Below are 24,792 nucleotides of genomic sequence, written 5' to 3' on the forward strand. Positions count from 1 at the left end.
GGACGGTGTTCGTGCACCAGTCCACCGGCGCCCCGCCCGCCCGGCCACCGGGCTGGACCGTCCGGGTCACGCGGAGCGGGCCCGGCGCGTGTCGGGGAGCGGGCCCGGCGCGTGTCGGGGAGCGCCGACGGTGAGATCAGAGGGCCTCGGTGAGGAGGTGCCAGAAGCGGGGGGTGAGGGAGTCGGTGGCGGGGGGCGGCGCGGCGCGGGTGGTGGCACCCCAGTGGGTGGGGACGTGGTGCTCCTGGTGGAGGGCGGCGAGGACGTCGGCGAGGGCGTCGGCGGGAGCCGGGACGATGCGGGCGAGGGCGTGGAGCTGGGGCTGCCAGCGGCCGCCGAGGCACTGGCGCAGGAGGTGGTCGAGGGCGCCCGCGCGGCCGGTGGCCTCGACGAGTTCGGGCAGGCCGAGGTGGAGGACCTCGCCGAGGGCGCGGGTCTGCTCCTCGTCGCCGTCCCAGTGGCCGGTCAGTTCGGCCTCCCGGTAGGCGTCGAGGGTGGTGCCGGTGCGGTCGGCGACGGCGGCCTGTCCGAGTTCGCGGGCGATGCGGTGGTCGCGCAGCCGGACCGGGCGGGTGCCCATCAGCTGGGCGGCGGGGCACCAGAGGGCACGGGCGAGCGCGATGAACTCCGGTTCGCTGGGGCGCAGCTCGCCGCTCTCCCAGGCGAGGACGTGGGCGGGCAGCAGTCGGACGCCGTGCGCGGCCATGCCCTCGGCGACCTGCTCGGGGGTCAGGCCGAGGCCGGCCCGGTGGGCGCGGGCGGCCGCGGGCGAGAACGGCACCGGGGGCGGTGGGGCGGGGGGCTTTCTGCGACGCATGCCACCGAACGGTAGGCGCGGACCCGGCGCGCCCCCCAGCACCCGAACGCACGAAGCGGCACGTCCGGGGGCGGCGCTCCGCTGGGCGATCCCACAGGGTGTCAGCGGGGTCGCCCGTGTGACCAACCCCTCCGTGACCTCGGTTGACTCCCGGTTCTGGCCCGTGATGGGATCCTGGGGCCAATCGGAGGCATGGAGAGGAAGCCGGTGCGAGTCCGGCGCGGTCCCGCCACTGTCACCGGGGAGCACGCTCGGAACTATCGCCACGGCGGGCCGTCAGAAGCCGCTGGAAGGCCCCGGGGGTGCGTCCGACCCGGAAGCCAGGAGACTCTCGCCCCCGCTACGTCGATCCAGGGCGCGGACCCTGAGTGAGGACACGCACGCGATGCAGGCTGCCCCACCGCCACGCCGGACTCCGAGCTGTCCTGCCGCCTCGTTCGGCTCCACGCCGAGTCGTCTTCCGGCGTCCAGCCGATGACCGTCCGCGCACTGACCTCGCGACCGCTCGCCCACGCCGCCGCGTTCGCGCTGGGCGCCGCCGCGGGCTACGCCGCCGACGCCCGCTTCGCCGACCCGCGCCGCGGCCACCCGGTGGCCGCCTTCGGCAGCGCCGCGACCCGCCTGGAGCGGCGGCTGTGGCGCGACGACCGTGCGGCCGGGGCCGGGTACACGGCACTGTGCGTGGGCGCGGTCGCGGCGGGCGCGCTCGCCCTGGACCGTACGGTGGGCCGGCGGCCGCTGGGCCGGGCGGCGCTGGCGGCCGCCGCGACCTGGACGGTGCTCGGCGGCACCTCGCTGACCCGCGAGGCCCGCTACGTCGGCCGCTCGCTGAAGGACGGCGACCTGGCGGCCGCCCGGGAGCGGCTGCCACACCTGTGCGGGCGTGACCCGAGCGCGCTGGACGAGCAGCAGATCGCCCGCGCGGTGGTCGAGTCGGTCGCCGAGAACACCGCCGACGCCGTGGTGAACGCGCTCGCCTGGGGCACCCTCGCGGGCACGCCCGGGCTGCTGGCCTTCCGCGCGGTGAACACCCTGGACGCCATGGTGGGCCACCGCTCGCCGCGCTACGCCCGGTTCGGCTGGGCCTCGGCGCGGCTGGACGACCTGGCGGGCTGGCCGGGCGCCCGGCTGACGGCGCTGCTCACGGTGGCCGCCGCCCCGCAACCGCGGACGGCCTGGCGGGTCTGGCGGCGCGACGGCTCCGCGCACCCGAGCCCGAACGCGGGCCAGGCGGAGTCGGCCTTCGCCGGCGCGGTGGGCGTACGGCTGGGCGGCACGCTGCGGTACGGCACGAGGGTGGAGCACCGGCCGGTACTGGGGGCGGAGCTGCGGCCGGTGACGGTGGACGACATCGAGCGGGCCTGCACGCTCTCGCGGCGGGTGGGCGCGCTGGCGCTGGGTACGACGGTCGCGGGGCACGTCCTGCTGCGCGCGCTCCTGGGGAAGAGGGGAAGGGCATGACGAACGCACTGCTGGTCGCGGGGACGACCTCGGACGCGGGCAAGAGCGTGGTCACGGCCGGCATCTGCCGCTGGCTGGCCCGCCAGGGCGTGCGGGTGGCGCCGTTCAAGGCGCAGAACATGTCGCTGAACTCCTTCGTCACCCTGGACGGTGCCGAGATCGGCCGCGCCCAGGCGATGCAGGCGCAGGCCGCCCGGGTGGAGCCGGAGGCGGCGATGAACCCGGTGCTGCTGAAGCCCGGCGCGGACGGCCGCAGCCAGGTGGTCCTGCTGGGCAAGCCGGTCGCCGAAGTGGGCGCGCTGGACTACCGCGAGCGCAAGCCCGTCCTGCTGGAGCGCGCCCTGGAGTGCCTGGCCGACCTGCGCCGCCGCTACGAGGTGGTGGTCTGCGAGGGGGCCGGCTCGCCCGCCGAGATCAACCTGCGCGACCGCGACATCGCCAACATGGGCCTGGCCACGGCCGCCGGACTGCCGGTGGTGGTGGTCGGGGACATCGACCGGGGCGGTGTGTTCGCGGCGATGTACGGGACGCTGGCGCTGCTGTCGGCGGAGGACCAGCGGCACGTGGCGGGCTGGTTCGTCAACAAGTTCCGCGGCGACGCGCGCCTGCTGGCGCCCGGGCTGGAGATGCTGCACGGGCTGACCGGCCGTCCGGTGCTGGGCACCCTGCCGATGCTGCCCGGACTGTGGCTGGACGCCGAGGACTCGCTGGACCTGTCGACCGTGGTGGACCGGGTGGACGGCCGCGGCCCGCTCGGGGCGGACGTGCTGCGGGTGGCCGTGGTGCGCTTCCCCCGGCTGTCCAACTTCACCGACGTGGACGCGCTGGCGCAGGAGCCGGGCGTGCTGGTGCGCTGGGCCACGCGGCCGGAGGAGCTGGCCGACGCCGACCTGGTGGTGCTGCCCGGCACCCGGGCCACCGTGGCGGACCTCGCCTGGCTGCGCGAGCGCGGCCTGGAGCCGGCGCTGAAGGCGCGGGCGGCGGCCGGGCTGCCGATCCTCGGGGTGTGCGGCGGCTACCAGATGCTGGCGCGCGGGATCGTCGACGAGGTGGAGTCCAAGGCGGGCGTCGTCGAGGGGCTGGGCCTGCAGCCGACGCAGGTGCGGTTCGGGGCCGGGAAGGTGCTCGCGCGGCCGGTCGGCGAGGCGTACGGACAGCGGGTCGAGGGCTACGAGATCCACCACGGCGTGGTGGCGGTCGAGGGCGGGGACGCGTTCGTCTCCGACGGCCTCGGGCGGAGCATGGACGGCTGCCGGGTGGGCGCGGTCTGGGGCACGACCTGGCACGGCGTCCTGGAGAACGACGCCTTCCGTCGTGAATTCCTGCGCGAGGTCGCCGAGTTGGCGGGACGGGCGTTCGTCCCGGCGCCGGACACCTCCTTCGCCGCGGCGCGCGAGGCCCGGCTGGACCGGCTGGGCGACCTGATCGAGGAGCACGCCGACACCGACGCGCTGTGGAAGCTGATCGAGGGCGGGGTGCCGGCGGCCGGATCGCTGCCGTTCCTGGCGCCCGGGGCACCTGGGAGTGACGCATGAGCCGGGTACGACCGCAGGACCGGGCACGACAGGAGTGGGGCACGGCATGAGTGACGTCCGCTATCCGTTCACCGCGATCGTCGGCATGGCCGACCTGCGGCTCGGGCTGCTGCTGAACGCGGTCTCGCCGGCCGTGGGCGGCGTGCTGGTGCGCGGCGAGAAGGGCACCGCGAAGTCGACCATGGTGCGCGCGCTGGCCGGCCTGCTGCCGTCCATCGCCGCCGTGGACGACTGCCGCTTCGCCTGCGACCCCGCCGCCCCCGACCCGCAGTGCCCGGACGGGCCGCACGCCTCCGCCGCCGGAGTCCACGAACGCCCGTCCCAGCTGGTCGAGTTGCCGGTCGGCGTGGCCGAGGACCGGATCGTCGGCTCGCTCGACCTGGAACGCGCACTGGCCGAGGGCGTCAAGGCGTACGAGCCCGGGCTGCTCGCCAAGGCGCACCGCGGTGTGCTCTACATCGACGAGGTGAACCTGCTCCAGGACCACGTGGTGGACCTGCTGCTGGACGCCGCCGCGATGGGCCGCTCCTACGTCGAGCGCGAGGGCGTGTCGGTGCGGCACGCGGCCCGGTTCCTGCTGGTCGGCACGATGAACCCGGAGGAGGGCGAGCTCCGGCCGCAGTTGCTCGACCGGTTCGGCCTGACCGTCGAGATCGCCGCCACCCGGGACCCGGCGGAGCGCGCCGAGGTGGTCCGGCGGCGGCTCGCGTACGACGCCGACCCGGCCGGGTTCGCCGCACGGTTCGCCGCGGAGGAACGGGCGCTCGCCGAACGCATCACCGCCGCGCGGGAGTTGCTGCCCAAGGTCGAGCTGACCGATATGGCGCTGCGTCAGATCACCGCCGTGTGCGCCGCGTTCGAGGTGGACGGTCTGCGCGCGGACATCGTGATGGCCCGCACCGCCGTCGCACTCGCCGCCTGGGACGGGCGCACCGAGGTGCTGGAGGAGGACGTCCGCAAGGCCGCCCGGCTGGCGCTGCCGCACCGGCGCCGCCGCAACCCCTTCGACGCGCCGGGGTTGGACGAGGAGCAGCTGGACCGGACGCTGGAGGAGCACGCCGGGCAGGACGAGCCGGAGCCGGAGCCGGAGGGCGACGGGGACGGTGACGGCGACGGTCCTGGCGACGGAGGCGGCCCGGACGGCGGTGGCCCCGACGGCGGCGGTCCGGACGGCGGCGGGGCTCCCGAGCCGTCCGAGGGCGGCGCCCCGGAGCCCTCCGCGGCGGACACCGACTCCGCCGGCGAGCAGCCGCAGCAGCCCGTCCCGGCCCAACACCCCGCGCCCGCACGGGAGTCGGCGCCGGCCGCGGCCGGGGACCCGTACCGGACCAAGCTGTTCACCGTCCGCGGCACCGGCCACGGCGCCCAGGGCCGTCGCTCCCCCGCCGAGACCACCGGCGGGCACACCATCCGCGCCCGCCGTCCGCAGGGCGCGCTCGGCCGGCTGCACCTGACCGCGACCCTGCAGGCCGCCGCGCCGCACCAGGTGGCGCGCGGGCGCAGCGGGCGGGCGCTGGTGCTGCAGAAGGACGACTTCCGCGAACAGGTGCGCCAGGGACGGGAGTCCAACCTGGTGCTGTTCGTCGTCGACGCCTCGGGCTCGATGGCCGCCCGGCAGCGGATGACCGCCGTCAAGGGCGCCGTGCTGTCGCTGCTGATGGACGCCTACCAGCGGCGCGACAAGATCGGCATGATCACCTTCCGCGGCACCGGCGCCGAGCTGGCCCTGCCGCCCACCTCCTCGGTGGAGGTCGGCGCGGCCCGGCTGGAGTCGCTGCCCACCGGTGGGCGGACCCCGCTGGCCGAGGGGCTGCTGCGCGCCCACGAGGTGCTGCGGATCGAGCGGCTGCGCGACCCCAGCCGGCGCCCGCTGCTGGTCGTGGTGACCGACGGCCGGGCCACCGGCGGGCGCGACGCGCTCGCCCGCTCCCACCGCGCGGCCGCGCTGTTCGCCGCGCAGGGCACCGCGAGCGTGGTGCTGGACTGCGAGTCCGGCCCGGTCCGGCTTGGCCTGGCCCGCACCCTGGCCGGGCAGCTCGGCGGCACCGCCGTCAGCCTGGACGAGCTGCGCGCCGAGGGCGTGGCCTCGCTCGTCCGCGAGAACCGTCCCGCGGCCGGCCGCGGCGACGTCCGTACGACCTCGATCCGAAAGGCGGCCTGATCCCCATGCCCAAGGGCGTCCCCGAGAGCGTTCCCGACGACGGCCTGACGACCCGTCAACGCCGCACGCTGCCGATCACCGCCGTGCACACCGGCCCGGGCAAGGGCAAGTCCACCGCCGCGTTCGGCATGGCGCTGCGGGCCTGGAACCAGGGCTGGCCGGTCGGGGTGTTCCAGTTCGTGAAGTCCGCCAAGTGGAAGGTCGGCGAGGAGAACGCGCTGCGCGTGCTCGGCGCCTCCGGCGAGGGCGGCACCGTCGACTGGCACAAGATGGGCTCCGGCTGGTCCTGGATCCAGCGCTCCGCCGAGCAGGAGATGTCCAGCGAGGAGGCTGCCAAGGAGGGCTGGGAGCAGGTCAAGCGCGACCTCGCCGCCGAGACCTACCGCTTCTACGTGCTCGACGAGTTCACCTACCCGATGCACTGGGGGTGGGTCGACGCGGACGAGGTGGTGGCCGTACTCAAGGACCGTCCGGGCAGCCAGCACGTCGTGATCACCGGCCGGTACGCGCCCGAGGCACTGACCGACTTCGCCGACCTGGTCACCGAGATGACCAAGGTCAAGCACCCCATGGACGCCGGCCGCAAGGGCCAGCGCGGCATCGAGTGGTAGAGCGTTGAGCGCCAGCCCCGTGAACATCCCCCGCCTCGTCGTCGCCGCGCCCTCCTCCGGAGCCGGCAAGACCACCGTCGCCACCGGCCTGATCGCGGCGCTCGCCGCGCGCGGGCTGGCGGTGTCGCCGCACAAGGTCGGTCCGGACTACATCGACCCGGGCTACCACGCGCTCGCCGCCGGGCGCCCGGGCCGCAACCTGGACGCCTTCCTCTGCGGGCCCGAGCGGATCGCCCCGCTGTTCCTGCACGGCGCGGCGGGGGCGGACGTCGCCGTGGTCGAGGGCGTCATGGGCCTGTTCGACGGGGCCTCCGGGCGCGGGGAGCTGGCGTCCACCGCGCACGTCGCCAAGCTGCTGCGGGCGCCGGTAGTGCTGGTGGTCGACGGCTCCTCGCAGTCCCGCTCGGTCGCCGCGCTGGTGCACGGCTTCGCCTCCTGGGACCCGCAGGTGCGGCTCGCCGGGGTGATCCTCAACCGGGTCGCCTCCGACCGGCACGAGCAGCTGCTGCGCGAGGCCCTGGAGGAGGGCTCCGGCGTGCCGGTGCTGGGCGCGCTGCGCCGCTCGGCGGCGGTCGCCACGCCGTCCCGCCACCTCGGGCTGATCCCGGCGGTGGAGCGCTCGGCGGAGGCGCTGAAGGCGGTCGCCGACATGGGCGACCTGGTCGCCTCCTCGGTGGACCTGGACGCCCTGCTCGAACTCGCCCGTACCGCACCCGAGTTGGACGCCGAGCCGTGGGACGCGTCGGCCGAGGTCACCCCGGTGGCCGGGCGGCCGCGGATCGCGGTGGCGGGCGGCGCGGCGTTCTCCTTCTCGTACGCCGAGAACGCCGAACTGCTCGGCGCGGCCGGGGCCGAGGTCGTCCCCTTCGACCCGCTGCACGCCACCGCGCTGCCCGCGGGGACGGCCGGGCTGGTCATCGGCGGCGGCTTCCCGGAGCTGTACGTGCGGGAGTTGAGCGGGAACGCGGAACTGCGCTCGGCGATCGGGCGGTTCGCCGCATCGGGCGGGCCGATCGCCGCCGAGTGCGCCGGACTGCTCTACCTGGGGCGGGAGTTGGACGGCCTGCCGATGTGCGGCGTACTGGACGCCGACGCCCGGATGACCGAACGCCTCACCCTCGGCTACCGGGAGGCGGTCGCCCTGCACGACTCGCCGCTGGCGGCAGCCGGCACCCGGCTGCGCGGACACGAGTTCCACCGCACGGTCTGCGAACCGGGCGCGGGCGAACACCCCGCGTGGGGCTGGCACTTGCCGACCGGACCGCGCACGGAGGGCTTCGCCGGGGGCAACGTGCACGCCTCGTACCTGCACCTGCACTGGGCGGGCGCGCCGGCGCTGGCCTCCTCCTTCGCGGCCGCCGCGGCGGCTCACGGGGGGTCGCGGTAAGCTGCGCCGCCGTAGGATGCGCGCATCCATGTGATCGTCCTCAACGGCGGCTCCAGCTCCGGCAAGTCGAGCATCGCCCGCTGCCTGCAGGAGCTGCTGCCCCAGCCGTGGCTGCACCTCGGCGCGGACACCCTGGTCGACGCGCTGCCGCCCGCGCTGCTGGGCGGGAGCGAGGGCATCGGCGGCGTGACGGACGGGGACGGGGCGGTCGAGGTCGGGCCGGTCTTCGCCGAACTGGACGCCGCCTGGACGCTCGGGGTGGCGGCGATGGCCCGGGCCGGCGCCAGGATCGTGGTGGACGAGGTGTTCCTCGGCACCACGGCCTCGCAGACCCGCTGGCGGGCAGCGCTGGCGGGCCTGGAGGTGCTCTGGGTCGGCGTGCGCTGCGACCCGGCGGTGGCCGCCGCCCGGGAGGCCGCGCGCGGCGACCGGGTGGCCGGGATGGCGGCGGCGCAGGCGGAGGCGGTGCACGAGGGGGTCGGGTACGACCTGGTGGTGGACAGCTCGCGGGCCTCCGCCGCCGAGTGCGCGCGGGTCATCGCCGCGCGGGTCGCGGCGTCCGGCAGCTGACCGTACTGCCGGGAGTTCGGCGCGCCCGCTCCCCCGCATGGCCGACCGGACGCTCCGACGAACCACCGACTGTCAGTGGCCCCTGCGACGATGCCCGGCATGAGCGACTCCAGCCGTGCCATTGCCGAGTACTGGGATGCGGCCGCCGAGGCCTTCGACGAGGAGCCCGACCACGGGGTGCGGGAGGAGGCGGTCCGGGCGGCTTGGGTGCGACGGCTTCGGGGGTGGGTGCCGGGTGGCGGTTGTGACGTGCTCGATGTGGGGTGCGGCACGGGCTCGATGTCGGTGCTGCTCGCTGCGGACGGGCACCGGGTGACGGGGGTGGACCTGGCACCGCGGATGGTGGAGCGCGCGGGGGCGAAGTCGGCTGCGGCGGGGTTGCCGGGGCGGTTCCTGGTGGGCGATGCGGCGGCGCCGCCGGTCGGGGGCGAGCGGTTCGACGTGCTGCTGTCGCGCCACCTGGTCTGGACCCTGCCCGAGCCCGAGCAGACGCTCCGGACCTGGGTGGGTCTGCTCCGCCCCGCTGGTCGGCTGGTGCTGGTGGAGGGCCGGTGGCGCGAGGCCGGGCAGGCTGTGACGCCGTACGCGGCCGGGGCGCCGCCGCTGCCGTGGGCCGGCGGGGTCGGGGCGGAGGAACTCGCCTCAGCCGTCCGGCCGCTGGTGTCCGAGGTGCGCGTCGAGCCGCTCAGCGGGGATGCCGGGCTGCGGGGCGGTCCGGTGCGCGACGAGCGCTACGCGCTGATCGCGTACCGCTGAGCGCCCGCCCCTGAACGACCGGTCAGCCGCCGTTGCCGAAGGTGCCGTTGACAGCGTCGCCGCGGTGGCAGCGGGCGCAGCGCAGGCGGGTGTGGATCGCCACCGCGCCCATGAAGACGTCCTCGCGGCCGTCGGCGGGGGACCGGGAGTCGGCGGGCTCGCCGCAGTCCAGGCAGGGGCGGTGGGGGCGGGCGGCGACGGAGCAGGCGCGGCAGATCAGGTGGGTCGGGTGCTCGGCGTGGACGACGACGTGCTGGACACCCCCGCCCGCGCGACACGCCCGCCCGCGTGCCGCGCGGCGGACCCGGCCGAGGGGTGGCTCAGTCGAGGAGCGGCTCGGTGTCGCCGTGCGCGATGAGGAGCTTGCGCAGCAGCCCGTCGAGCCGGGCGCGCTCCTTCGCGTCGAGCGCGGCGAGGATCCGCTCCTCGTTGCGGACGTGGCCCTCCAGGGCGCCGTCGATCAACTCCTTGCCCGCCGGGGTGAGCCGGATCAGGACGGCGCGGCGGTCGTCCGGGCTGGGGTTGCGTTCCACCAGACCCTTGGCGGAGAGCCGGTCGACCCGGTTGGTGATCGCGCCGGAGGTGACCATGGCGGACTTGAGGAGGGCGCGGGCGTTGAGCTCGTAGGGCTCGCCGGAGCGCCGCAGGGTGGCCAGGACGTCGAACTCGGAGGAGTCCAGGCCGCAGGCGGTGAAGTACTCGCGCAGGGCGTTGTCGACCCGGGCGTTGAGCCGCCGCAGCCGGCCGATCAGGGCCATCGGCTCGGGGTTCAGGTCGGGACGGGCCCGGGCCCACTGCTCGACGATGTCGTCGACGGTGTCGCGCTGCTGCATGGTCTGCCGCCTTCCTGCGTTCTGCTTCGCTGGAACCTCGTCCAGATATCTTAACCTTCACATACTTGACGTTCACCTACCGAGGCGCGTAGAACTTATCTCAACGTTCAGATAATCAACGTTGAGGGGATGGTCGTCATGGACCGCAAGCGCGCAGGAATCGCCGCCACCGCAGCACTCGCACCGGCTGCGTGGGGCACGACCTACCTGGTCACCACCCAGCTGCTGCCGGAAGGCCGCCCGCTGCTGCTCGCCGCGCTGCGCGCCCTGCCGGCCGGGCTGCTCCTGCTGGCGATCGGCCGCAAGCTGCCCAAGGGCCGCTGGTGGGGACGCGCGGCAATACTGGGGATGCTGAACATCGGGTTGTTCTTCCCGCTCATGTTCGTCGGCGCCTACCGTCTGCCCGGCGGGGTCGCGGCCACCATCGGGGCGATCCAGCCGCTGCTCGTCGCCGGGCTCTCCATCGGCGTGCTCGGCGTACGGCCCGGGCGCCGCGCGGTGCTCGCCGGGCTGGTCGGGGTCGGCGGGGTGGCACTCCTGGTGCTCAAGAGCGGCGCCCGGCTGGACGGCATCGGAATCGCCGCGATGGTCACCGGGGTCGCGCTGATGGCCATGGGTACCGTCCTCACCCGCCGCTGGGGCCGCCCCGAGGGCGCCACCCTGACCGACCTCACCGCCTGGCAGCTGCTCGCCGGCTCGGTCTTCCTGGTCCCGCTCGCCGCGTTCGTCGAGGGCGCGCCGCCCGCGCTGAGCGCCGCCAACCTGGCCGGCTTCGCCTACCTCGGCCTGTTCAGCACCGCACTCGGCTACGTCCTCTGGTTCCGCGGCATCGCCCACCTGGGTGCCGGTCCGGCCTCGTTCCTCGGCCTGATCAACCCGGTCGTCGCCACGGTCGGCGGGCTCATCGTCCTCGGCCAGACCCTCACCCCGTGGCAGGTCCTCGGCCTCCTCCTCGCCCTCGGCGCCCTGGTCGCCGGCCAGGGCCCCGCCCGCAAGACCCCGGCTCCGACCGCCGCTCCCGCTCCGGTCCCGGCCCCGGCGCCGACCCCGGTCCCGGCGGCCACCCGCTGACCGCGACGCCCGCACCACCCCCTCACCACCGCTGCCCCGCCGAGCACCACTCGGCGGGGCAGCGGCACGTCCACACGCAGACGAACCGCCCCGGACGTCAGCCGGTGGCGCGGATGTAGATGTCGGCGGCACCGGAGAGGCCGCCGGGGATCGCGGCCACGTAGATGCGGCGGGCGGAGGGGGTGCGGGTGGGAGTGGCCGTGGGAGTCGGGGTGACGGTCGCCGTGGGGGTGGGCGTGACCTCCGGGACGGAGGCGGGGGCCGCCGCGGGCGTGGCCTCGGGAGCGGGAGCGGGGTCGGCCTCGGAGTCGTCCTCGGAGTCGTCCTCGCCGGGGCAGGGAGCGTGCGAGGGCGGGACGGGGGACGCCGACGGCGCGGCGGAGGGCGCGGCGGAGGGCACGACCGAGGGGGAGGGAGACGCCGAGGGGAGAGCGGACGGCGAAGGGGAAGGGAGCGGATCCTCCGTGAGCTCCGGGGCCTCCGCCGGCTCGTCGCCGCCGAGCGCGGCGACGAGGTCGGGCGGGAGGGGCGCGGCAGGGCCGGGGGCCGGGAGGTCGTAGGCGCTGAGGAAGTCGCCGAGGCCCGGGGCCTTGCCGCCGCCGAGGCGGTAGTGGAGGTAGGCGACGGGGGCGCCGTCGGAGGTGTGGGTGTACACGGCGCCGACCGGTACGTAGTAGCGGCCGACGCCGGGGTGCTGCGAGGGGTGGAGGCCCGCCAGGCGTTCGGCGCGGTCGCGGTCGGTCTCGTGGCCGCTGCGGCCGACGGTGAGCGCGTTGACGCCGCGCACCACGAGGGCGCCGGCCACGGACACGCACAGCACCAGTCCGACGGCGACGGTGCGCCGCAGGACCGGGCGGCCGTGCAGGGCGGGCCAGGAGTCGGTCACGATGCGCTCGGGTGGGATGCCGTCCACGGTTGTTGCTCGCTCCCCCTCGATCAGGACGTTCGATCAGGACCTCGGACCAAGGCCCCGGACCAGGACCTCGGTCCAGGGCCCCGGACCAGGACCTCGGTCCAGGGCCTCGGACCGGGCTTCGGACCAGGACCTTCGATCAGGACGTCACACTGTGCTCGACGAGGGACCGTATCCGAGAGTTCCTCAGCCGAGGTAGGCGGGGGCCACGGCGGCCTTGGTGACCGCCTGCGGACTGCCCGAGCCGTCCGCCGGGACGGTCCACAGGTCGGCGCCGTAGTCGCCGGGCAGGGCGTAGACCAGGGTGCCCGCGCCGTCCCAGAGCGCCTGGTCGTCGATCTCGCGCTGCTCGGCCGTGGCGGTCTCGGTCATGGTGGCGAGGTCGAGCACGTACAGCCGCCACGGCGCGTCGGCGGGCAGGCCGGGGACGCGCTTCTTGTACGCGATGCGGGTGCCGTCCGGGGAGAGCGAGGGGCACTCGACGTTGTCGTGCAGGGCGGTGAGGGTGCGGGCGGTGAGGTCGCCGCGGACGAGGTGGGTCTGCCCGGCGCTGGCGACGGTGGCGTAGAAGGTGTTGTCGTCGGCGAAGGTGACGCCCCAGATGTTGATGTCGTGCGCCTGGTACGGGTGGCCGTCCAGGATGACCGCGAAGTCCTCCAGGTTCTCCCGCAGGTTCCAGTCCCGGACGTCGACGATCGAGGTGCGGGTGGAGAAGTTGCTGCCCGCGTACGAGTCGCCGCTGACGAAGACCGTCCAGGCGGCGAGGTGCCCGGACGGCGAGACCCGGGAGCGGGTGGGGATCCCGGCGGCCGGGAAGGAGCGCTGCTCGCGCAGGTGGTCGTCCAGGATGACGGCCCGGTAGGTGTCCTCCAGCGGGCCGTGCTCGGCCTGCAGGCAGATGCCGGTGCCGGCGGCGGCGTGGAAGCGCAGGCACTGGACGCCGGAGGCGGTGCGCGGGCCGTCGGGGCGGTCGGCGGGGACGGCGGTGACCTCGTCCCGGTGCGGGCCCCAGGCCATGTTGCGGAACAGCAACTTCCGTCCACCGCCCGCGGATTGGAGTGACACGGCGCCGGATTCGACGGACGGACCGCCGGGCTGGACCTGGTCCCGACGGGCGGTGCGGTCGGCCGCGTGGAGGACGGCTCCGGTGCCGACCGCGCCGAGCAGCACGACGGCGACCAGCAGGATGATCACCCTGGTCCGGTTCTGCAGGTTCACGAGCTCTCCTCGACGGCCTCGGATGCGACGACGGGTTCGGACGGGCGCAGCACCGCCGCCGCGCCGGCCACGCACAGCGCCAGCGCCCCGGCCGACCAGGCCAGCGCCGACGGGCCGCCGACCGCACCCCACAGCGCGCCGAACAGCAGCGAGCAGGTGAAACGGGCCAGCGCCTGCCCGGTGCCGACCAGGGCGAGTCCGGCGCCGCGCTGCTCGGCCGGTACGGTGTCGGCGGCCGCGGCGGCGAGCACGCCGTCGGTGGCCGCGTAGAACGCGCCGTGCAGCACCAGCACGCAGACCACCGCCGGCAGCCCGCGCAGCGGCGAGAGCAGCACCCCGTACGCGAGCAGCAGCACCCCGTGCCCGGCGAGGAAGAGCCGGTGGCGGCCGATCCGGTCGGCGAGGGCGCCGAGCGGGACGGCGAGCAGTAGGAAGGCGGCGGCGGTGCCGAGCGGCAGCAGCGGGAAGAGGTTGACGGGCAGGCCCAGTCGGCGCTGGACGAGCAGGTAGAGGAAGGAGTCGCTGACGGTGGTCAGCCCGAGCAGGACGGCGCACAGGGTGAGTCGCCGCAGCCCGGGCAGGCGCAGCAGGGTGAGGCTGTCACGCAGCGACGGGGCGCCAGTTGACGTCTCGTCAGCCGAATGCCGGTTCGGCACGAAGAGCAGCAGGATCAGCACGCCGAGTGCGGCGACGCACGCACTGACGGTGAACACCGCGTCGTAGCCGTGCCGTTCGCCCCCGTCGGCGAGCATCGGGCCGCCGGCCAGCCGCAGCACCAGGAAGGCGGTGAGCGGGCCGAGCAGCGCGCCGGCCGTGTCCATCGCCCGGTGCACGCCGAACGCCCGTCCGCGGTGGGCGGGTTCGGTGGCGAGCGAGATCATCGCGTCCCGGGGCGCGGTGCGCAGGCCCTTGCCGGTGCGGTCGACGGCGATCACCGCGCCGATCAGCGGCACAGTGTGGACGAACAGCAGCAGCGGCCGGCAGAGCGCGGAGAGCCCGTACCCGACGGCCGCGACGGACTTGTGCCGGGCGGCGCCGTCCCGGCCGCGCCGGTCGGCGAGGTGGCCCCCGGCGAGGCGGACGAGCGCGCTGAAGCCGTTCTGGATGCCGTCGAGCAGGCCGAAGCCGAGCGGGGAGAGGCCGAGCCCGGTGAGCAGGTAGAGGGGGAGGACGGCGGTGACCATCTCGGAGGAGATGTCGGTGACCATGCTGACGGCGCCGAGGGCGAGCACCGTTCCGGGGACGGCGCCCCGCCGCACCGAACCGGTGGCCGGTGCGACGGGCGCCTTCGAGCTGCGGGAGTCCGCGACGTACACGGGCGTCAGTTCCAGATGCCGGTGATGTCGGTGGCCCCGGCGGAGTTGCCCGCGTGGGCGTCGACCCCGGCCAGGTCCTCCAGGGTGTGCAGCACGTCGTAGTGGTTGTAGCTGGTGGTGGTGCTGCTGCCCGGGGCGACGTGGGCGCCGTAGACGACGGTCGGGATGCGGTTGCCGGCCAGGCGGTTGTCCTCGTCGAAGGTGACGATCAACAGGCTGTTGTTGTTCTTCGCCCACTGCGCGTACGCGTCGAGGTTGCTCTGCAGCCAGGAGTCGCCGGTGCGGACGGAGCAGTCGTGCATGTCGTCACAGAGGTCCGGGATGACGAAGGAGACCTTGGGCAGGGTGCTGAAGTCGGTCGGGAACGCGTCCATGCCGTAGGCGCTGTCGGTGGGCACGTTGCCGAAGCCGAACCACGGGTTGTGCTTCTGCGCGTAGGAGTCGACGCGGCAGTCGGTGGCGCCCTGGGCGGGCAGGCCCTCGTTGTAGCTGGCCCAGGTCTGGCCGGCGGCGAGCAGCTCGGAGGCCAGGTTGGGCCCCTGCAGCGCTCCGACGTCCACGCAGCTGTCGTCGACGATGCCCTGCGAACTGCCGGAGAACAGCATGTAGTAGTTGGGCTGACTGGGGTGGGTGAGTGCGTAGGACTGGGTCAGCCGCGCGCCGCCGGCCACCAGGGTGCCGTTGAGGTACGGGGCGCTGGAGCTGCCGATCACCTGCGAGTAGGCGTGGTTCTCCAGCACGACGACCACCACGTGGTCCGGCGCGGGGAGCGCGGCGGCGGTGCCGGCGGACGCGCTGCCGCCCGCGGCCCAGAGGCCGAGCGAGCCGGCGACCAGGCCGAGGCCCGCAGCGAGGGCGGTCAGCGGGCGGAGCCGGCGACGGCGGGTGGGGCGCGGGGCGCCGGACGGGGCGGAACTGGAGGTGGGGGCGGGTGCGCCGGGGGTGCGCGGTCGGATGAAGGCCATGGGGTCCTCCGGAGGTCGGGGCTGCCGGGGCGGGAGCGCCGAAAACAGTAGGATCGCGGCGGTGGCGTGTACGGCACAAGACAAGTGAAGAACAGACGAGCAGCTGCCACGCGCGGACCTTCCGGTTCGTGGACGTGCGGCGTTCGGGGTCGCACTCTCCCGATCGTCCCCCGGCGGGCGTCCGTGTGCTCCCCGGCGCGCCCGCTCCGGCTGCTCCCCACTGGTTCCCACCGCTCCCCGTGTGCTCCCCGGCGACGGATCTCACACGCTCCGTGATTGACCCCCTCCGGCCGCCCGTGGTGGGATCGCGGAGGCCCGCTGCCGGAGGGCCGGGAACGGCAAGGAGTGCGGTACGTGATCGGACTGGTCGCCATCGACGGGCCGTCCCGCCCGCTCACCTCCGAGTTGCACGCCCGCTGGCCCGAGAGCAGCCGCGTCCACCAGGCCTCGTACGGCAACTGCTCCCAGCCGCCCGACGTCCTGGACTTCGCCCTCCGCCAGTACCGGTCGGTGGTCGCCGTATCCCCGCTGCCGACCCTCGTCTCCCTGCTGACCTGCGGCTTCGTCGATCTGCCGCGCGGCACGGTGCTGCTCTGCGTGGACCCGCAGCGGCGCTGGGTCGTCCCGATGGCCGGCGGGGACGCCGCGGAGGAGCTGTCCGTCGAGGTGGCGGCCGCCCTCGGCGTCACCCCGGTCCCCACCGGGCACGCGCCGCGGGCCCGCCACCGGCCGTACACGGAGCCCGACGCCCCCGGGGAGGCCCCGGTCCTGCGGGTCACCGACCAGGAGGACCCGGGATACAGCGACCTGCTGGTGCTCCCGCGCACCCTCGTCGTCGGGATCGGCGCCGCCGGCGGTGCCGAGGAGACCGAGGCGATGCGGCTGCTGGCGGCCGCCCTGGAAGAGGCCGGGCTGGAGCGCTCCGCGGTGGCCCGGCTGGCGACGGTGGCCGGCAAGGCGGACCACCCGGCGGTGCGCTGGGCCGCGTTCTGCCTCGGCGGCGTACCGGTGGACGAGCACCCGGCCCAGGCCCTGGCGGGCGTGCCGGTGCCGAACCCGTCCGCGCGGGTCGGGACGGCCGTCGGCACCGCGAGCGTCGCCGAGGCGGCGGCACTGGCGAGTGCGCCGGGCGGCCGGCTGCTGGTCGCCAAGCGGAAGTCGGCTACGGCGACGGTGGCGATCGCGCGGGGGGCGGTGCGTGGGCGGCTCGCCGTGCTCCGCCTCGAACAAGGCCTCGGACCGGACCTCGGCTCCGGCGAGCCCGACCGGCTGACGCCCCACGCCCTGGCCGAACTGCGGGCAGCCTCGGCCGTGGTGGGGACGCCCGGGGCGCTGGAGGCGCTCGACTCGCTCGAGGCGGTCGAAGCGGTGGGCGGGCTGCTCCGACCGACCACCCGGCGGATCGCGGTGGACGTCGCCGCCGGGACGGCGGCGGACGGCTCCGGGACGCCGGTAGACCCGATCGGAGCCGCCGCGCTCCTGGCCGCCCACGGGCACGCCGTCGCGCTGGTCACCCTCGGCGACGGCACCGGACTCGCCGTCCCGCCCGGCCCGTACGAGGTCCACCACGTGCCCGACCACGTGCCCGACTCACCCGAGCCGCCCGCAGCCCCCGTCCTTCACCGAGGAGACCCCGCGTGACCGCCCCCGAACCCGACCTGCGCCACCACGGCGACGCCGAGGTCCGCGCCGACGGGCTCGGCCTGGTCGACCTCGCCGTCAACGTCCGTACCGGAACGCCCCCCGGCTGGCTGCGCGAGCGCCTCGCGGCCACCCTCGGCGACCTCGCCGCCTACCCCGACCAGCGCACCGCCCGCGCCGCGGTGGCCGCCCGGCACACCCGCCCGGTCGAGGAGGTGCTGCTCACCGCGGGTGCGGCGGAGGCCTTCGTGCTGCTGGCGCGGGTGGTGACGGCACGTCACATCGCCGTCGTGCACCCGCAGTTCACCGAGCCGGAGGCGGCGCTGCGGGACGCCGGGCACCGGGTGCACCGGGTGCTGCTCTCCCCGCAGGACGGGTTCCGGCTGGGCGCCGTCCCCGAGGAGGCGGACCTGGTCGTCCTCGGCAACCCGACCAACCCGACCTCCGTGCTGCACCCCGCCGGGGCCGTCGCCGCGCTCGCCCGCCCGGGGCGCACCCTGGTGGTGGACGAGGCGTTCATGGACACCGTGCCGGGCGAGCGGGAGTCCCTCGCCTCCGTACGGGACCTGCCCGGCCGGGTCGTCGTCCTGCGCAGCCTCACCAAGACCTGGGGGCTGGCCGGGCTTCGCATCGGCTACGTGCTCGGGCCCGCGCCGCTGATCGCGGAACTCTCGGCCGCCCAGCCACTCTGGCCGGTCTCCACCCCGGCGCTGGCCGCCGCCGAGGCCTGCAGCACTCCGGCTGCGCTCGCCGAGGCGGACCGGGCCGCCGCCGAACTCGCCCACCATCGCGAGCACCTGGTGCGGGGGCTGGCCGCCTTCGACTCGGTGCGGCTGTACGGCGAACCGACCGCCTCCTTCGTCCTGGTCCGGCTGCCGGACGCGGCGGCCGTCCGGGAGCGGCTGCGCGAGCACGGCTTCGCCGTCCGGCGCGGGGACACCTTCCCGGGGCTGGGCGAGGAGTGGCTGCGGATCGCCGTCCGGGACGAGGAGACCACCGACCGCTTCCTCAAGGCCCTTGAGGCCGTGCTCAGTTCACCCTGAGCCGGTCGCCCGTCCGAATCCGCCCTGGTGCCACCACCTGCGCGTACACCCCGGCGCAGGGCAGCGCCGGCATGCCCTCCAACGGGACCACCCGGTTCCGCTCGGCCGGGATGCGCAGGGCGTCCGCGTTGCGGGGCAGCGGGCCGTGCCGCAGGACGGGGACGGCGCAGCGCGGGGTGGGTGCCAGGACGCGCAGCCGCAGCGTCGCGCCGATGGCCAACTCCCGCCCCACCCAGGCGTTCTCGACGAAGCCCTCGCCCTCGGTGCGGATCACCAGGTTCGGCCGGTAGCGCTCGGCCTCGGCGCCGGTGGCGCGCAGCGCGGAGGTGGTGACCAGGTGCAGCGGGGCGAAGTCGAAGAAGCCTCCGTCCGGCGCTCCGCGGCCCAACTCGCTGACGGTGACGTCGACTTCGGCCGCGATGCCGTGCGCCAGCACCTCCTCCGGCACGGCCCGCTCGACCGCCGCTCCGGGCGGGCGCTCGTCGATCAGCTCGACCTTGCGGCCGAACGCCTCGGACAGCTCGGCCTCGTCGGCGACGCGCCGCCCGTCCGGGCCGGTGATCGCCACCCCGCCGTCCGCCGTGGCCGCCGCCGCGTACCCGAGCAGGCCCGACCAGAGCCGGGGGTGCTTGGCGCTGGCCACCCGTCCGGTCGCCAGGTCGAGCAGCGCCCGCTCCCGGTCCCCGGCCAGTCCCCGCCCGGTGACCTCGGCCTCGTCCAGCTCCTCCCCCAGCAGAGACTTCACCGGGTAGCGCCACAGCCGCTCGACCGTGCCGACACCGCCCGTACCCGCACCGCTCACTGCTCCTCCTCCGCCCATTCCCGCAGGGCCGCGAAGTGCAGCTCCCGCAGGCCGAACCGGGGGTCGACCCAGAGCGCCACCGCCGGGGCCGGGTGGTTCGCCTCGATCCACTCGATGTCCCGCGGGCCGAGCTCGTCGTCCACCCAGACGAACGGCCGCCCGTCCGCCCAGGCGACCAGCTCCCGGGTCTTCCAGTGCAGCCCGTCCGGATCCTCGGCGAATATCTCCGTCCAACGGATGTACGGGAGTTCGGGCAACCCGATGTTCGGGCCGATGAGGGTGTTCGCCTCGTCCATCCAGGTGGTCGCCCACACCAGCTCGTACGGCAGCGTCAGCAGCTCCGGCCCGTGCGCCGGGTTCAGCCACACCCGCAGCGGCTTGACCCGCTCGCGCGGCTGCGGCGCGTGGCGGGCCACCCACGACTCGGGGAGCAGCCGGTGCGTCCGGTAGCCCTCCGGGCGGCGGGTCGCGGGCGCGGCGTAGGGGTTCAGCGGCCCGTCGACGTCGAGCAGGAGCAGCGGCTTCCCGGTCATGCGGCGGCCGCCCACTCCCGCAGGGCCGCGAAGTCGTCGTCCAGCAGGCCTATTCGGGGATTGACGTGCAGGGTGAGCGCCGGCCCGGGGTGGTTCGCCGCGATCCACTCGGCGTCCTGCGGGCCGAGCTCGTCGTCCACCCAGACGAACGGCCGCCCGTCCGCCCAGGCGACGACGTCCCGGGTCTTCCAGTGCAGCCCGTCCGGATCCTCGGCGAACATCTCCGTCCAACGGATGTACGGGAGTTCGGGCAGCCCGATGTTCGGGCCGATGTGCGTGTTCGCCTCGCTCATCCACCCGGTGGCCCACACCAGCTCGTACGGCAGCGCCAGTAACTCGGGCCCGTGCGCGGGGTTCAGCAGCACCCGCAGCGGCTTGATCCGCGCCGCGGGAGGCTTCGCGTGCTTCGCCCGCGTCGCCGACCTGGCCTGCGCCGCCGCCAGCCGCTCCTGTTTCGCCACCCACCAGGTGGGCAGCAGCCGGTAGGTGCCGTAGCCGTCCGGCCGCCGCTTCGGCGCGGCGAAGGGGTTGAGCGGTCCGTCCACGTCGAGGAGGAGCAGGGGCTGCTGGGTCATGCCATGAATTCTCGGTCCGGCAGGGGCGGTTGACCAGCGATTTGCGGGGCACGGCCGCGCCCCCCGGCGCGTGGTCCGTTCGGACGCGTACGGTTGTCCGCCGGGGCGTCGGCACGGAACGTGAAGGCACGTGGTCCAGGGCTTCGCGAACGTCCCCGCCGACGTCCGCTGCCAGGGCCCCCGGCACCCGAATGTCCGCAGGCCCCTCCCCGGTGCGGGGAGGGGCCTGCGGACGTTGCACTCACACCTCAGGGCGTGGGATCAGACCTGGCCGGCCTTCTCCAGGGCCTCGCAGCAGGTGTTGATCAGGAGGCGGGTGACGACGTAGGGGTCGACGTTGGCGTTCGGGCGACGGTCCTCGATGTAGCCCTTCTGCTCCACCTCGACCTGCCACGGGATGCGGACGGAGGCACCGCGGTTGGAGACGCCGTAGCTGTAGACGTTCCACGGGGCGGTCTCGTGCTTGCCGGTGAGGCGGGACTGGATGTCCTCACCGTACTGGTTGACGTGCTCCAGCACCTTCTCCTGGGAGGCGCCGAGCGACTCGCAGGCGGTGATGATGGCGTCGTAGCCCTCGCGCATCGCCTTGGTGGAGAAGTTGGTGTGGGCGCCCGCGCCGTTCCAGTCGCCCCGGGCCGGCTTGGCGTCCAGGGTGGCGTCGATGCCGAACTCCTCGGCGGTGCGGTAGAGCAGGTAGCGGGCGATCCACAGGTCGTCCGAGACGGTCAGCGCGTCGACCGGGCCGATCTGGAACTCCCACTGGCCGGGCATGACCTCGGCGTTGATGCCGCAGATCGCCAGGCCGGCGTCGATGCAGCGGTCCAGGTGCAGCTCGACGATCTCGCGGCCGAAGACCTCCTCGGCGCCGACGCCGCAGTAGTAGCCGCCCTGCGGGGCCGGGTAGCCACCCTCCGGGAAGCCGAGCGGGCGGGAGCCCTTGAAGAAGGTGTACTCCTGCTCGATGCCGAAGATCGACTCCTGCGCGGTGTACTTCTCCTCGACCTCGCGCAGCAGGGCACGGGTGTTGGACTCGTGCGGGGTGCCGTCCGTCTCCAGGACCTCGCAGAGGACTAGGATGTTGTCGCCGCCGCGGATCGGGTCCTTGACGACCTTCACCGGCTCCAGCACGCGGTCCGAGGCGTGGCCCTCGGCCTGGTTGGTCGAGGAACCGTCGAAGCCCCAGGTGGGGATCTTGTCGGCGTTCGGCAGGACGCGAGTCTTGGAACGGAGCTTCGCGGTCGGCTTGGTGCCGTCGATCCAGATGTACTCGGCCTTGATTGCCACGGCTTGTCCCTCGCGTTGCTGGGTGGTGGGTGCCCGCGTAGCGTCGCAAGCCGCCGTTTCCCGGTTGTTCCTCTCATGTAACGCGCATGTGAACCAACCGTCCGCGTTGGCACGGTCACGGTGCGGGAGTGCCGGGGGTGGCACTCCCGCCCCACGGAGTGTCCTGCCGTGCGGAGCGACCCCGCCGACGGAGCAACTAGTGCCGGCGGGCGTGCGCGGCCCGGCGGCGCCGAGTGGCCCACAGCGCGGCCGCTCCGCCCGCGACCAGGGCGGCGGCCCCGGCGGCCAGCGGGCCGGTGGCCCTGCCGCCGCCGGTGGCAGCGAGGTGCTCGGGCTTCCCGGGCCCGTCCACGGCGGTTTGCGGGGCGGCGGCGCGCGAGGTGGTGCTGTCGGCCGCCGGCCGGGCGGCGGGCGGGGTGCTCGGCTCGCCGGTGGCGGACGGGGTGGCCGACGGCGCGGAGGGCTTCTCGCAGCCCACCGAGGCGACGGTGACCTTCCCGGTGACCTTGGCGACGTTCAGGTTCAGCGGGTTCACCTCCACCTGCACCTCCAGGGCCGAGGCGGCGGCGGTGGTCGAGGTGGTGGTCTTCTTCGAGAACTCCACCGAGACGCTGCCGATCAGCGGCACGTCCACCTTGGTCGGCCCGTACAGTCCGACGGTGACCGGCTTGCCGAGCACGGTCAGCCTGGCGGGCGCGACCACGTCCGCGGTCGGCTGCCCGTCGACCGGGCAGGTGGCCTCGGCGCTCATCGCCTCCAGGCCGAGCAGCGCGGTGGCGGGCAGGCCGGGGGCGTGCACGTCGGCGTTGACCAGCTTGACGGAGGCAGTGGCGCCCTTCGCGTCGACCCGGGTCACGGAGGTGCCGACGTCGGCCTTGACCAGGGTGACCGGGCCCTGCTGGTCGACCCCGTCGACCTTCGCGGTGAGTACCGAGCCCTCGCGCTGCGCGGGCGACTCCACCTTGTTCAGCGCGATGTTCACCGGGACGTCCACGGCGTTGTTCAACAGCTTGACGTCCAGGGCGAGTTCGGCGGTGACGGCCCGCGCCTTGCCCGGGGAGGCGGGGGCCGACGGGGCGGACGGAGCCGCCTGGACGGGCCCGGCGGTGAGCGCGGTGCTCACCAGTACGACGGCGGTTGCAGAAACAATTCGCCCCGAGGACGGACGAGCAGACATGGCGGCACCCCCACGCAGATGAAACGATGAGCCGCCAGTCTTCTCGAACAATCCGTCACATGAGCAACACAGAACGTTATTTCACCCGTTGGAGTGAGATTGACGTTCTGCACCGACCCGCCTCTGCTACAACAGCCGGACGGCGGAGCCCTACGGCAGCCGCCAGTCCACCGGCTGCGCCCCCTGCCGCACCAGCAGCTCGTTCGCCCGGCTGAACGGGCGCGAGCCGAAGAAGCCGCGGTCGGCCGACATCGGGCTCGGGTGCGCCGACTCGATCGCCGGGACCTGCCCGAGCACGGGCCGCAGCCGACGGGCGTCGGCGCCCCAGAGGATCGCCACCAGCGGCCCGCCACGCGCCACCAGGGCCCGGATCGCCTGCTCGGTGACCTCCTCCCAGCCCTTGCCCCGGTGCGCGGCGGGCTTGCCCGGCGCGGTGGTCAGCGCGCGGTTGAGCAGCAGCACGCCCTGCTGCGTCCACGGGGTGAGGTCCCCGTTGGACGGCTGCGGCAGGCCGAGGTCGGTGCCGTACTCCCGGTAGATGTTGATCAGGCTCGCCGGGATCGGCCGCACCTGCGGCGCCACCGAGAAGCTGAGCCCGACGGCGTGGCCGGGGGTCGGGTACGGGTCCTGCCCGACGATCAGCACCCGCACGTCGGCGAAGGGCTGCTGGAAGGCCCGCAGCACGTTCGGGCCGGAGGGCAGGTAGGTACGCCCGGCGGCCAGTTCGGTGCGCAGGAAGTCGCCCATCGCGGCGACCCGTCCGGTGACGGGTTCCAGGGCGGCGGCCCAGCCGGGCTCGACGATCTCATTCAGTGGACGCGGTGCCATGGTCGCCACCCTATCGGCCTACACCGACAGGGCGTTCAGCGGATGATCATGTGATCGAGGACCCGCCGGGGACCTCCCCGACGGCCCGCCCGGGACCTCCCGACGGCCCGCCGGGGACGGCTCAGTCAGCCGACCGGACGCCCCCGCAGCACCACCGTCCGCGGGTCCGCGAGCACCCGGACGTCCGCCCGCGGGTCCTCCCCGTACACCACGAAGTCCGCCGGAGCGCCCTCCTCCAGGCCCGGCCGCCCCAGCCACTCCCGCGCCCCCCAGCTCGCCGCCGACAGCGCCTCGGCCGGGCTCAGCCCCGCCTTCACCAGCTCCGCCACCTCGTCCGCGACCAGCCCGTGCGCGAGCGAGCCGCCCGCGTCCGTGCCGACGAACACCGGGATGCCCGCGTCGTGGGCGGCGCCCACCGTGTCGTACCGGCGCTCGTGCAGCCGCCGCATGTGCGCCGCCCAGGCCGGGAACTTGCCCTCGCCGCCGGCCGCGAGGTCCGGGAAGGTGGCGATGTTGACCAGGGTCGGGACGATGGCGACACCGCGCTCGGCGAAGACCGGGATCAGCTCCTCGGTCAGCCCGGTGGCGTGCTCGACGCAGTCGATCCCGGCCGCCAGCAGGTCCGGCAGCGACTCGGCGGAGAAGCAGTGCGCGGTGACCCGCGCGCCCTCCTCGTGCGCCGCCGCGATCGCCTCGGCCAGCGCGTCGCCCGGCCAGCAGGCGGCGAGGTCGCCCCGGTCGCGGTCGATCCAGTCGCCGACCAGCTTCACCCAGCCGTCCCCGCGCCGAGCCTCGGCCCGGACGTACGCGGCCAGGTCGCCGGGCTCGATCTCGTGCGCGTAGTTGCGGATGTAACGGCGGGTGCGGGCGATGTGCCGCCCGGCGCGGATGATCCGGGGCAGGTCCTCGCGCTCGTCGATCCACCGGGTGTCGGCGGCCGAGCCCGCGTCGCGGATCAGCAGCGTGCCGGCGTCGCGGTCGGTGAGCGCCTGCTTCTCGCTGGTGGCGGCGTCCACCGCGCCGTGCGCGTCCAGGCCGACGTGGCAGTGCGCGTCCACCAGGCCGGGCAGCACCCAGCCGGTCACCGTCCGGACGTCGCCGGCGGTCGGCGGGCGGGTGAAGCTCACCCTGCCGTCCACCACCCAGAGTTCGTCCCGGACGTCCTCCGGACCGACCAGCACCCGACCCCGCACGTGCAGCACCGCGCCATCGCTCATGGCCGCACTCTACCGACGGGCGGGTTCCCTGTAAGCAGTGCGGATGCGGCAGACTCGTTCCGGCACCCACCATCCCGG

At 74.9% G+C, this 24,792-nt stretch carries 23 protein-coding genes and 1 riboswitch; of the genes, 10 read left to right on the forward strand and 13 right to left on the reverse strand.

Going from position 1 to position 24,792, the window contains the following annotated elements; genetic code table 11:
* Positions 1–136: 136 nt before the first annotated feature.
* A complete protein-coding gene (locus ACZ3TI_RS09165; protein WP_465725030.1) occupies positions 137–817 on the reverse strand; it encodes a helix-turn-helix domain-containing protein in 681 nt (226 codons plus the stop codon).
* Positions 818–1,015: 198 nt separating this feature from the next.
* Positions 1,016–1,147: riboswitch (cobalamin riboswitch) on the forward strand.
* A 144-nt stretch (positions 1,148–1,291) separates the two neighbouring features.
* On the opposite strand from ACZ3TI_RS09165, the gene ACZ3TI_RS09170 reads away from it, so the two are divergent.
* The 7 genes from ACZ3TI_RS09170 to ACZ3TI_RS09200 all read left to right on the forward strand — a co-directional run bounded on the left by ACZ3TI_RS09170 (position 1,292) and on the right by ACZ3TI_RS09200 (position 9,298).
* Complete coding sequence (locus tag ACZ3TI_RS09170; RefSeq protein ID WP_465725032.1) at positions 1,292–2,278, forward strand: cobalamin biosynthesis protein; 987 nt, start codon at positions 1,292–1,294, stop codon at positions 2,276–2,278.
* The gene (locus ACZ3TI_RS09175) at positions 2,275–3,813 is read left to right on the forward strand and encodes a cobyric acid synthase (protein WP_465725034.1); all 1,539 of its coding nucleotides are present in this window, start codon (positions 2,275–2,277) and stop codon (positions 3,811–3,813) included. Before ACZ3TI_RS09170 ends, ACZ3TI_RS09175 begins: the two co-directional genes overlap by 4 nt.
* A gap of 46 nt (positions 3,814–3,859) precedes the next feature.
* Entirely contained in the window at positions 3,860–5,974 is a 2,115-nt protein-coding gene (locus tag ACZ3TI_RS09180; RefSeq protein ID WP_465725036.1) for a putative cobaltochelatase, read from the forward strand.
* Positions 5,975–5,979: 5 nt separating this feature from the next.
* Entirely contained in the window at positions 5,980–6,585 is a 606-nt protein-coding gene (gene cobO / locus ACZ3TI_RS09185) for a cob(I)yrinic acid a,c-diamide adenosyltransferase (RefSeq protein WP_465725038.1), read from the forward strand.
* A 4-nt stretch (positions 6,586–6,589) separates the two neighbouring features.
* Positions 6,590–7,972 (forward strand): cobyrinate a,c-diamide synthase, encoded by a 1,383-nt coding sequence (locus ACZ3TI_RS09190; RefSeq protein WP_465725040.1) that lies wholly within the window; start codon positions 6,590–6,592, stop codon positions 7,970–7,972.
* A 30-nt stretch (positions 7,973–8,002) separates the two neighbouring features.
* Complete coding sequence (cpt, locus tag ACZ3TI_RS09195) at positions 8,003–8,542, forward strand: chloramphenicol phosphotransferase CPT (protein ID WP_465725042.1); 540 nt, start codon at positions 8,003–8,005, stop codon at positions 8,540–8,542.
* 99 nt (positions 8,543–8,641) lie between these two features.
* The gene (locus ACZ3TI_RS09200; protein WP_465725044.1) at positions 8,642–9,298 is read left to right on the forward strand and encodes a class I SAM-dependent methyltransferase; all 657 of its coding nucleotides are present in this window, start codon (positions 8,642–8,644) and stop codon (positions 9,296–9,298) included.
* A gap of 320 nt (positions 9,299–9,618) precedes the next feature.
* On the opposite strand, the gene ACZ3TI_RS09205 is transcribed toward ACZ3TI_RS09200, so the two are convergent.
* Positions 9,619–10,131: a MarR family winged helix-turn-helix transcriptional regulator gene (locus ACZ3TI_RS09205; protein WP_465725046.1), complete on the reverse strand. Its 513-nt coding sequence runs from the start codon at positions 10,129–10,131 to the stop codon at positions 9,619–9,621.
* 138 nt (positions 10,132–10,269) lie between these two features.
* On the opposite strand from ACZ3TI_RS09205, the gene ACZ3TI_RS09210 reads away from it, so the two are divergent.
* Positions 10,270–11,202 (forward strand): EamA family transporter, encoded by a 933-nt coding sequence (locus ACZ3TI_RS09210; protein ID WP_465725048.1) that lies wholly within the window; start codon positions 10,270–10,272, stop codon positions 11,200–11,202.
* A gap of 97 nt (positions 11,203–11,299) precedes the next feature.
* Here the strand turns inward: ACZ3TI_RS09210 and ACZ3TI_RS09215 are convergent, their stop codons facing one another.
* From ACZ3TI_RS09215 to ACZ3TI_RS09230, 4 genes are all read right to left on the reverse strand, one after another.
* Positions 11,300–12,115, reverse strand: coding sequence for a hypothetical protein (locus ACZ3TI_RS09215; protein WP_465725050.1), 816 nt, complete (start codon positions 12,113–12,115; stop codon positions 11,300–11,302).
* Positions 12,116–12,301: 186 nt separating this feature from the next.
* Complete coding sequence (locus ACZ3TI_RS09220) at positions 12,302–13,327, reverse strand: TolB family protein (RefSeq protein ID WP_465725467.1); 1,026 nt, start codon at positions 13,325–13,327, stop codon at positions 12,302–12,304.
* A gap of 2 nt (positions 13,328–13,329) precedes the next feature.
* Positions 13,330–14,649 (reverse strand): MFS transporter, encoded by a 1,320-nt coding sequence (locus ACZ3TI_RS09225; RefSeq protein WP_465725052.1) that lies wholly within the window; start codon positions 14,647–14,649, stop codon positions 13,330–13,332.
* A gap of 5 nt (positions 14,650–14,654) precedes the next feature.
* Positions 14,655–15,614, reverse strand: coding sequence for an alkaline phosphatase family protein (locus ACZ3TI_RS09230; RefSeq protein ID WP_465725054.1), 960 nt, complete (start codon positions 15,612–15,614; stop codon positions 14,655–14,657).
* A gap of 354 nt (positions 15,615–15,968) precedes the next feature.
* Here ACZ3TI_RS09230 and ACZ3TI_RS09235 point away from each other — a divergent pair, with 354 nt between their 5' ends.
* Positions 15,969–17,255 (forward strand): cobalamin biosynthesis protein, encoded by a 1,287-nt coding sequence (locus tag ACZ3TI_RS09235; protein WP_465725056.1) that lies wholly within the window; start codon positions 15,969–15,971, stop codon positions 17,253–17,255.
* Positions 17,252–18,298, forward strand: coding sequence for an Rv2231c family pyridoxal phosphate-dependent protein CobC (gene cobC / locus ACZ3TI_RS09240; protein WP_465725058.1), 1,047 nt, complete (start codon positions 17,252–17,254; stop codon positions 18,296–18,298). The genes ACZ3TI_RS09235 and cobC overlap by 4 nt, the downstream gene beginning before the upstream one ends.
* Here the strand turns inward: cobC and ACZ3TI_RS09245 are convergent.
* From ACZ3TI_RS09245 to ACZ3TI_RS09275, 7 genes are all read right to left on the reverse strand, one after another.
* Complete coding sequence (locus ACZ3TI_RS09245; protein WP_465725060.1) at positions 18,285–19,100, reverse strand: MOSC domain-containing protein; 816 nt, start codon at positions 19,098–19,100, stop codon at positions 18,285–18,287. The genes cobC and ACZ3TI_RS09245 overlap by 14 nt on opposite strands.
* Positions 19,097–19,633 carry a hypothetical protein gene (locus ACZ3TI_RS09250; RefSeq protein ID WP_465725062.1) on the reverse strand — a complete coding sequence of 179 codons (537 nt, stop codon included), beginning with the start codon at positions 19,631–19,633 and terminating at the stop codon, positions 19,097–19,099. Before ACZ3TI_RS09250 ends, ACZ3TI_RS09245 begins: the two co-directional genes overlap by 4 nt.
* Positions 19,630–20,208 (reverse strand): hypothetical protein, encoded by a 579-nt coding sequence (locus tag ACZ3TI_RS09255; protein ID WP_465725064.1) that lies wholly within the window; start codon positions 20,206–20,208, stop codon positions 19,630–19,632. The genes ACZ3TI_RS09250 and ACZ3TI_RS09255 overlap by 4 nt, the downstream gene beginning before the upstream one ends.
* Positions 20,209–20,469: 261 nt before the next feature.
* On the reverse strand, positions 20,470–21,492 hold the full coding sequence (gene glnII / locus ACZ3TI_RS09260; RefSeq protein WP_465725066.1) for a glutamine synthetase GlnII: 1,023 nt from the start codon (positions 21,490–21,492) through the stop codon (positions 20,470–20,472).
* Between the two features lie 196 nt (positions 21,493–21,688).
* Positions 21,689–22,669, reverse strand: a complete 981-nt coding sequence (locus tag ACZ3TI_RS09265; protein WP_465725068.1) for an SCO1860 family LAETG-anchored protein — start codon at positions 22,667–22,669, stop codon at positions 21,689–21,691.
* A 150-nt stretch (positions 22,670–22,819) separates the two neighbouring features.
* Positions 22,820–23,497, reverse strand: coding sequence for a uracil-DNA glycosylase (locus ACZ3TI_RS09270; RefSeq protein ID WP_465725070.1), 678 nt, complete (start codon positions 23,495–23,497; stop codon positions 22,820–22,822).
* Positions 23,498–23,622: 125 nt separating this feature from the next.
* Positions 23,623–24,714, reverse strand: a complete 1,092-nt coding sequence (locus tag ACZ3TI_RS09275; RefSeq protein WP_465725072.1) for an amidohydrolase family protein — start codon at positions 24,712–24,714, stop codon at positions 23,623–23,625.
* Positions 24,715–24,792 lie beyond the last annotated feature (78 nt).

The organism is Kitasatospora sp. NPDC023120 (genome assembly GCF_055560835.1).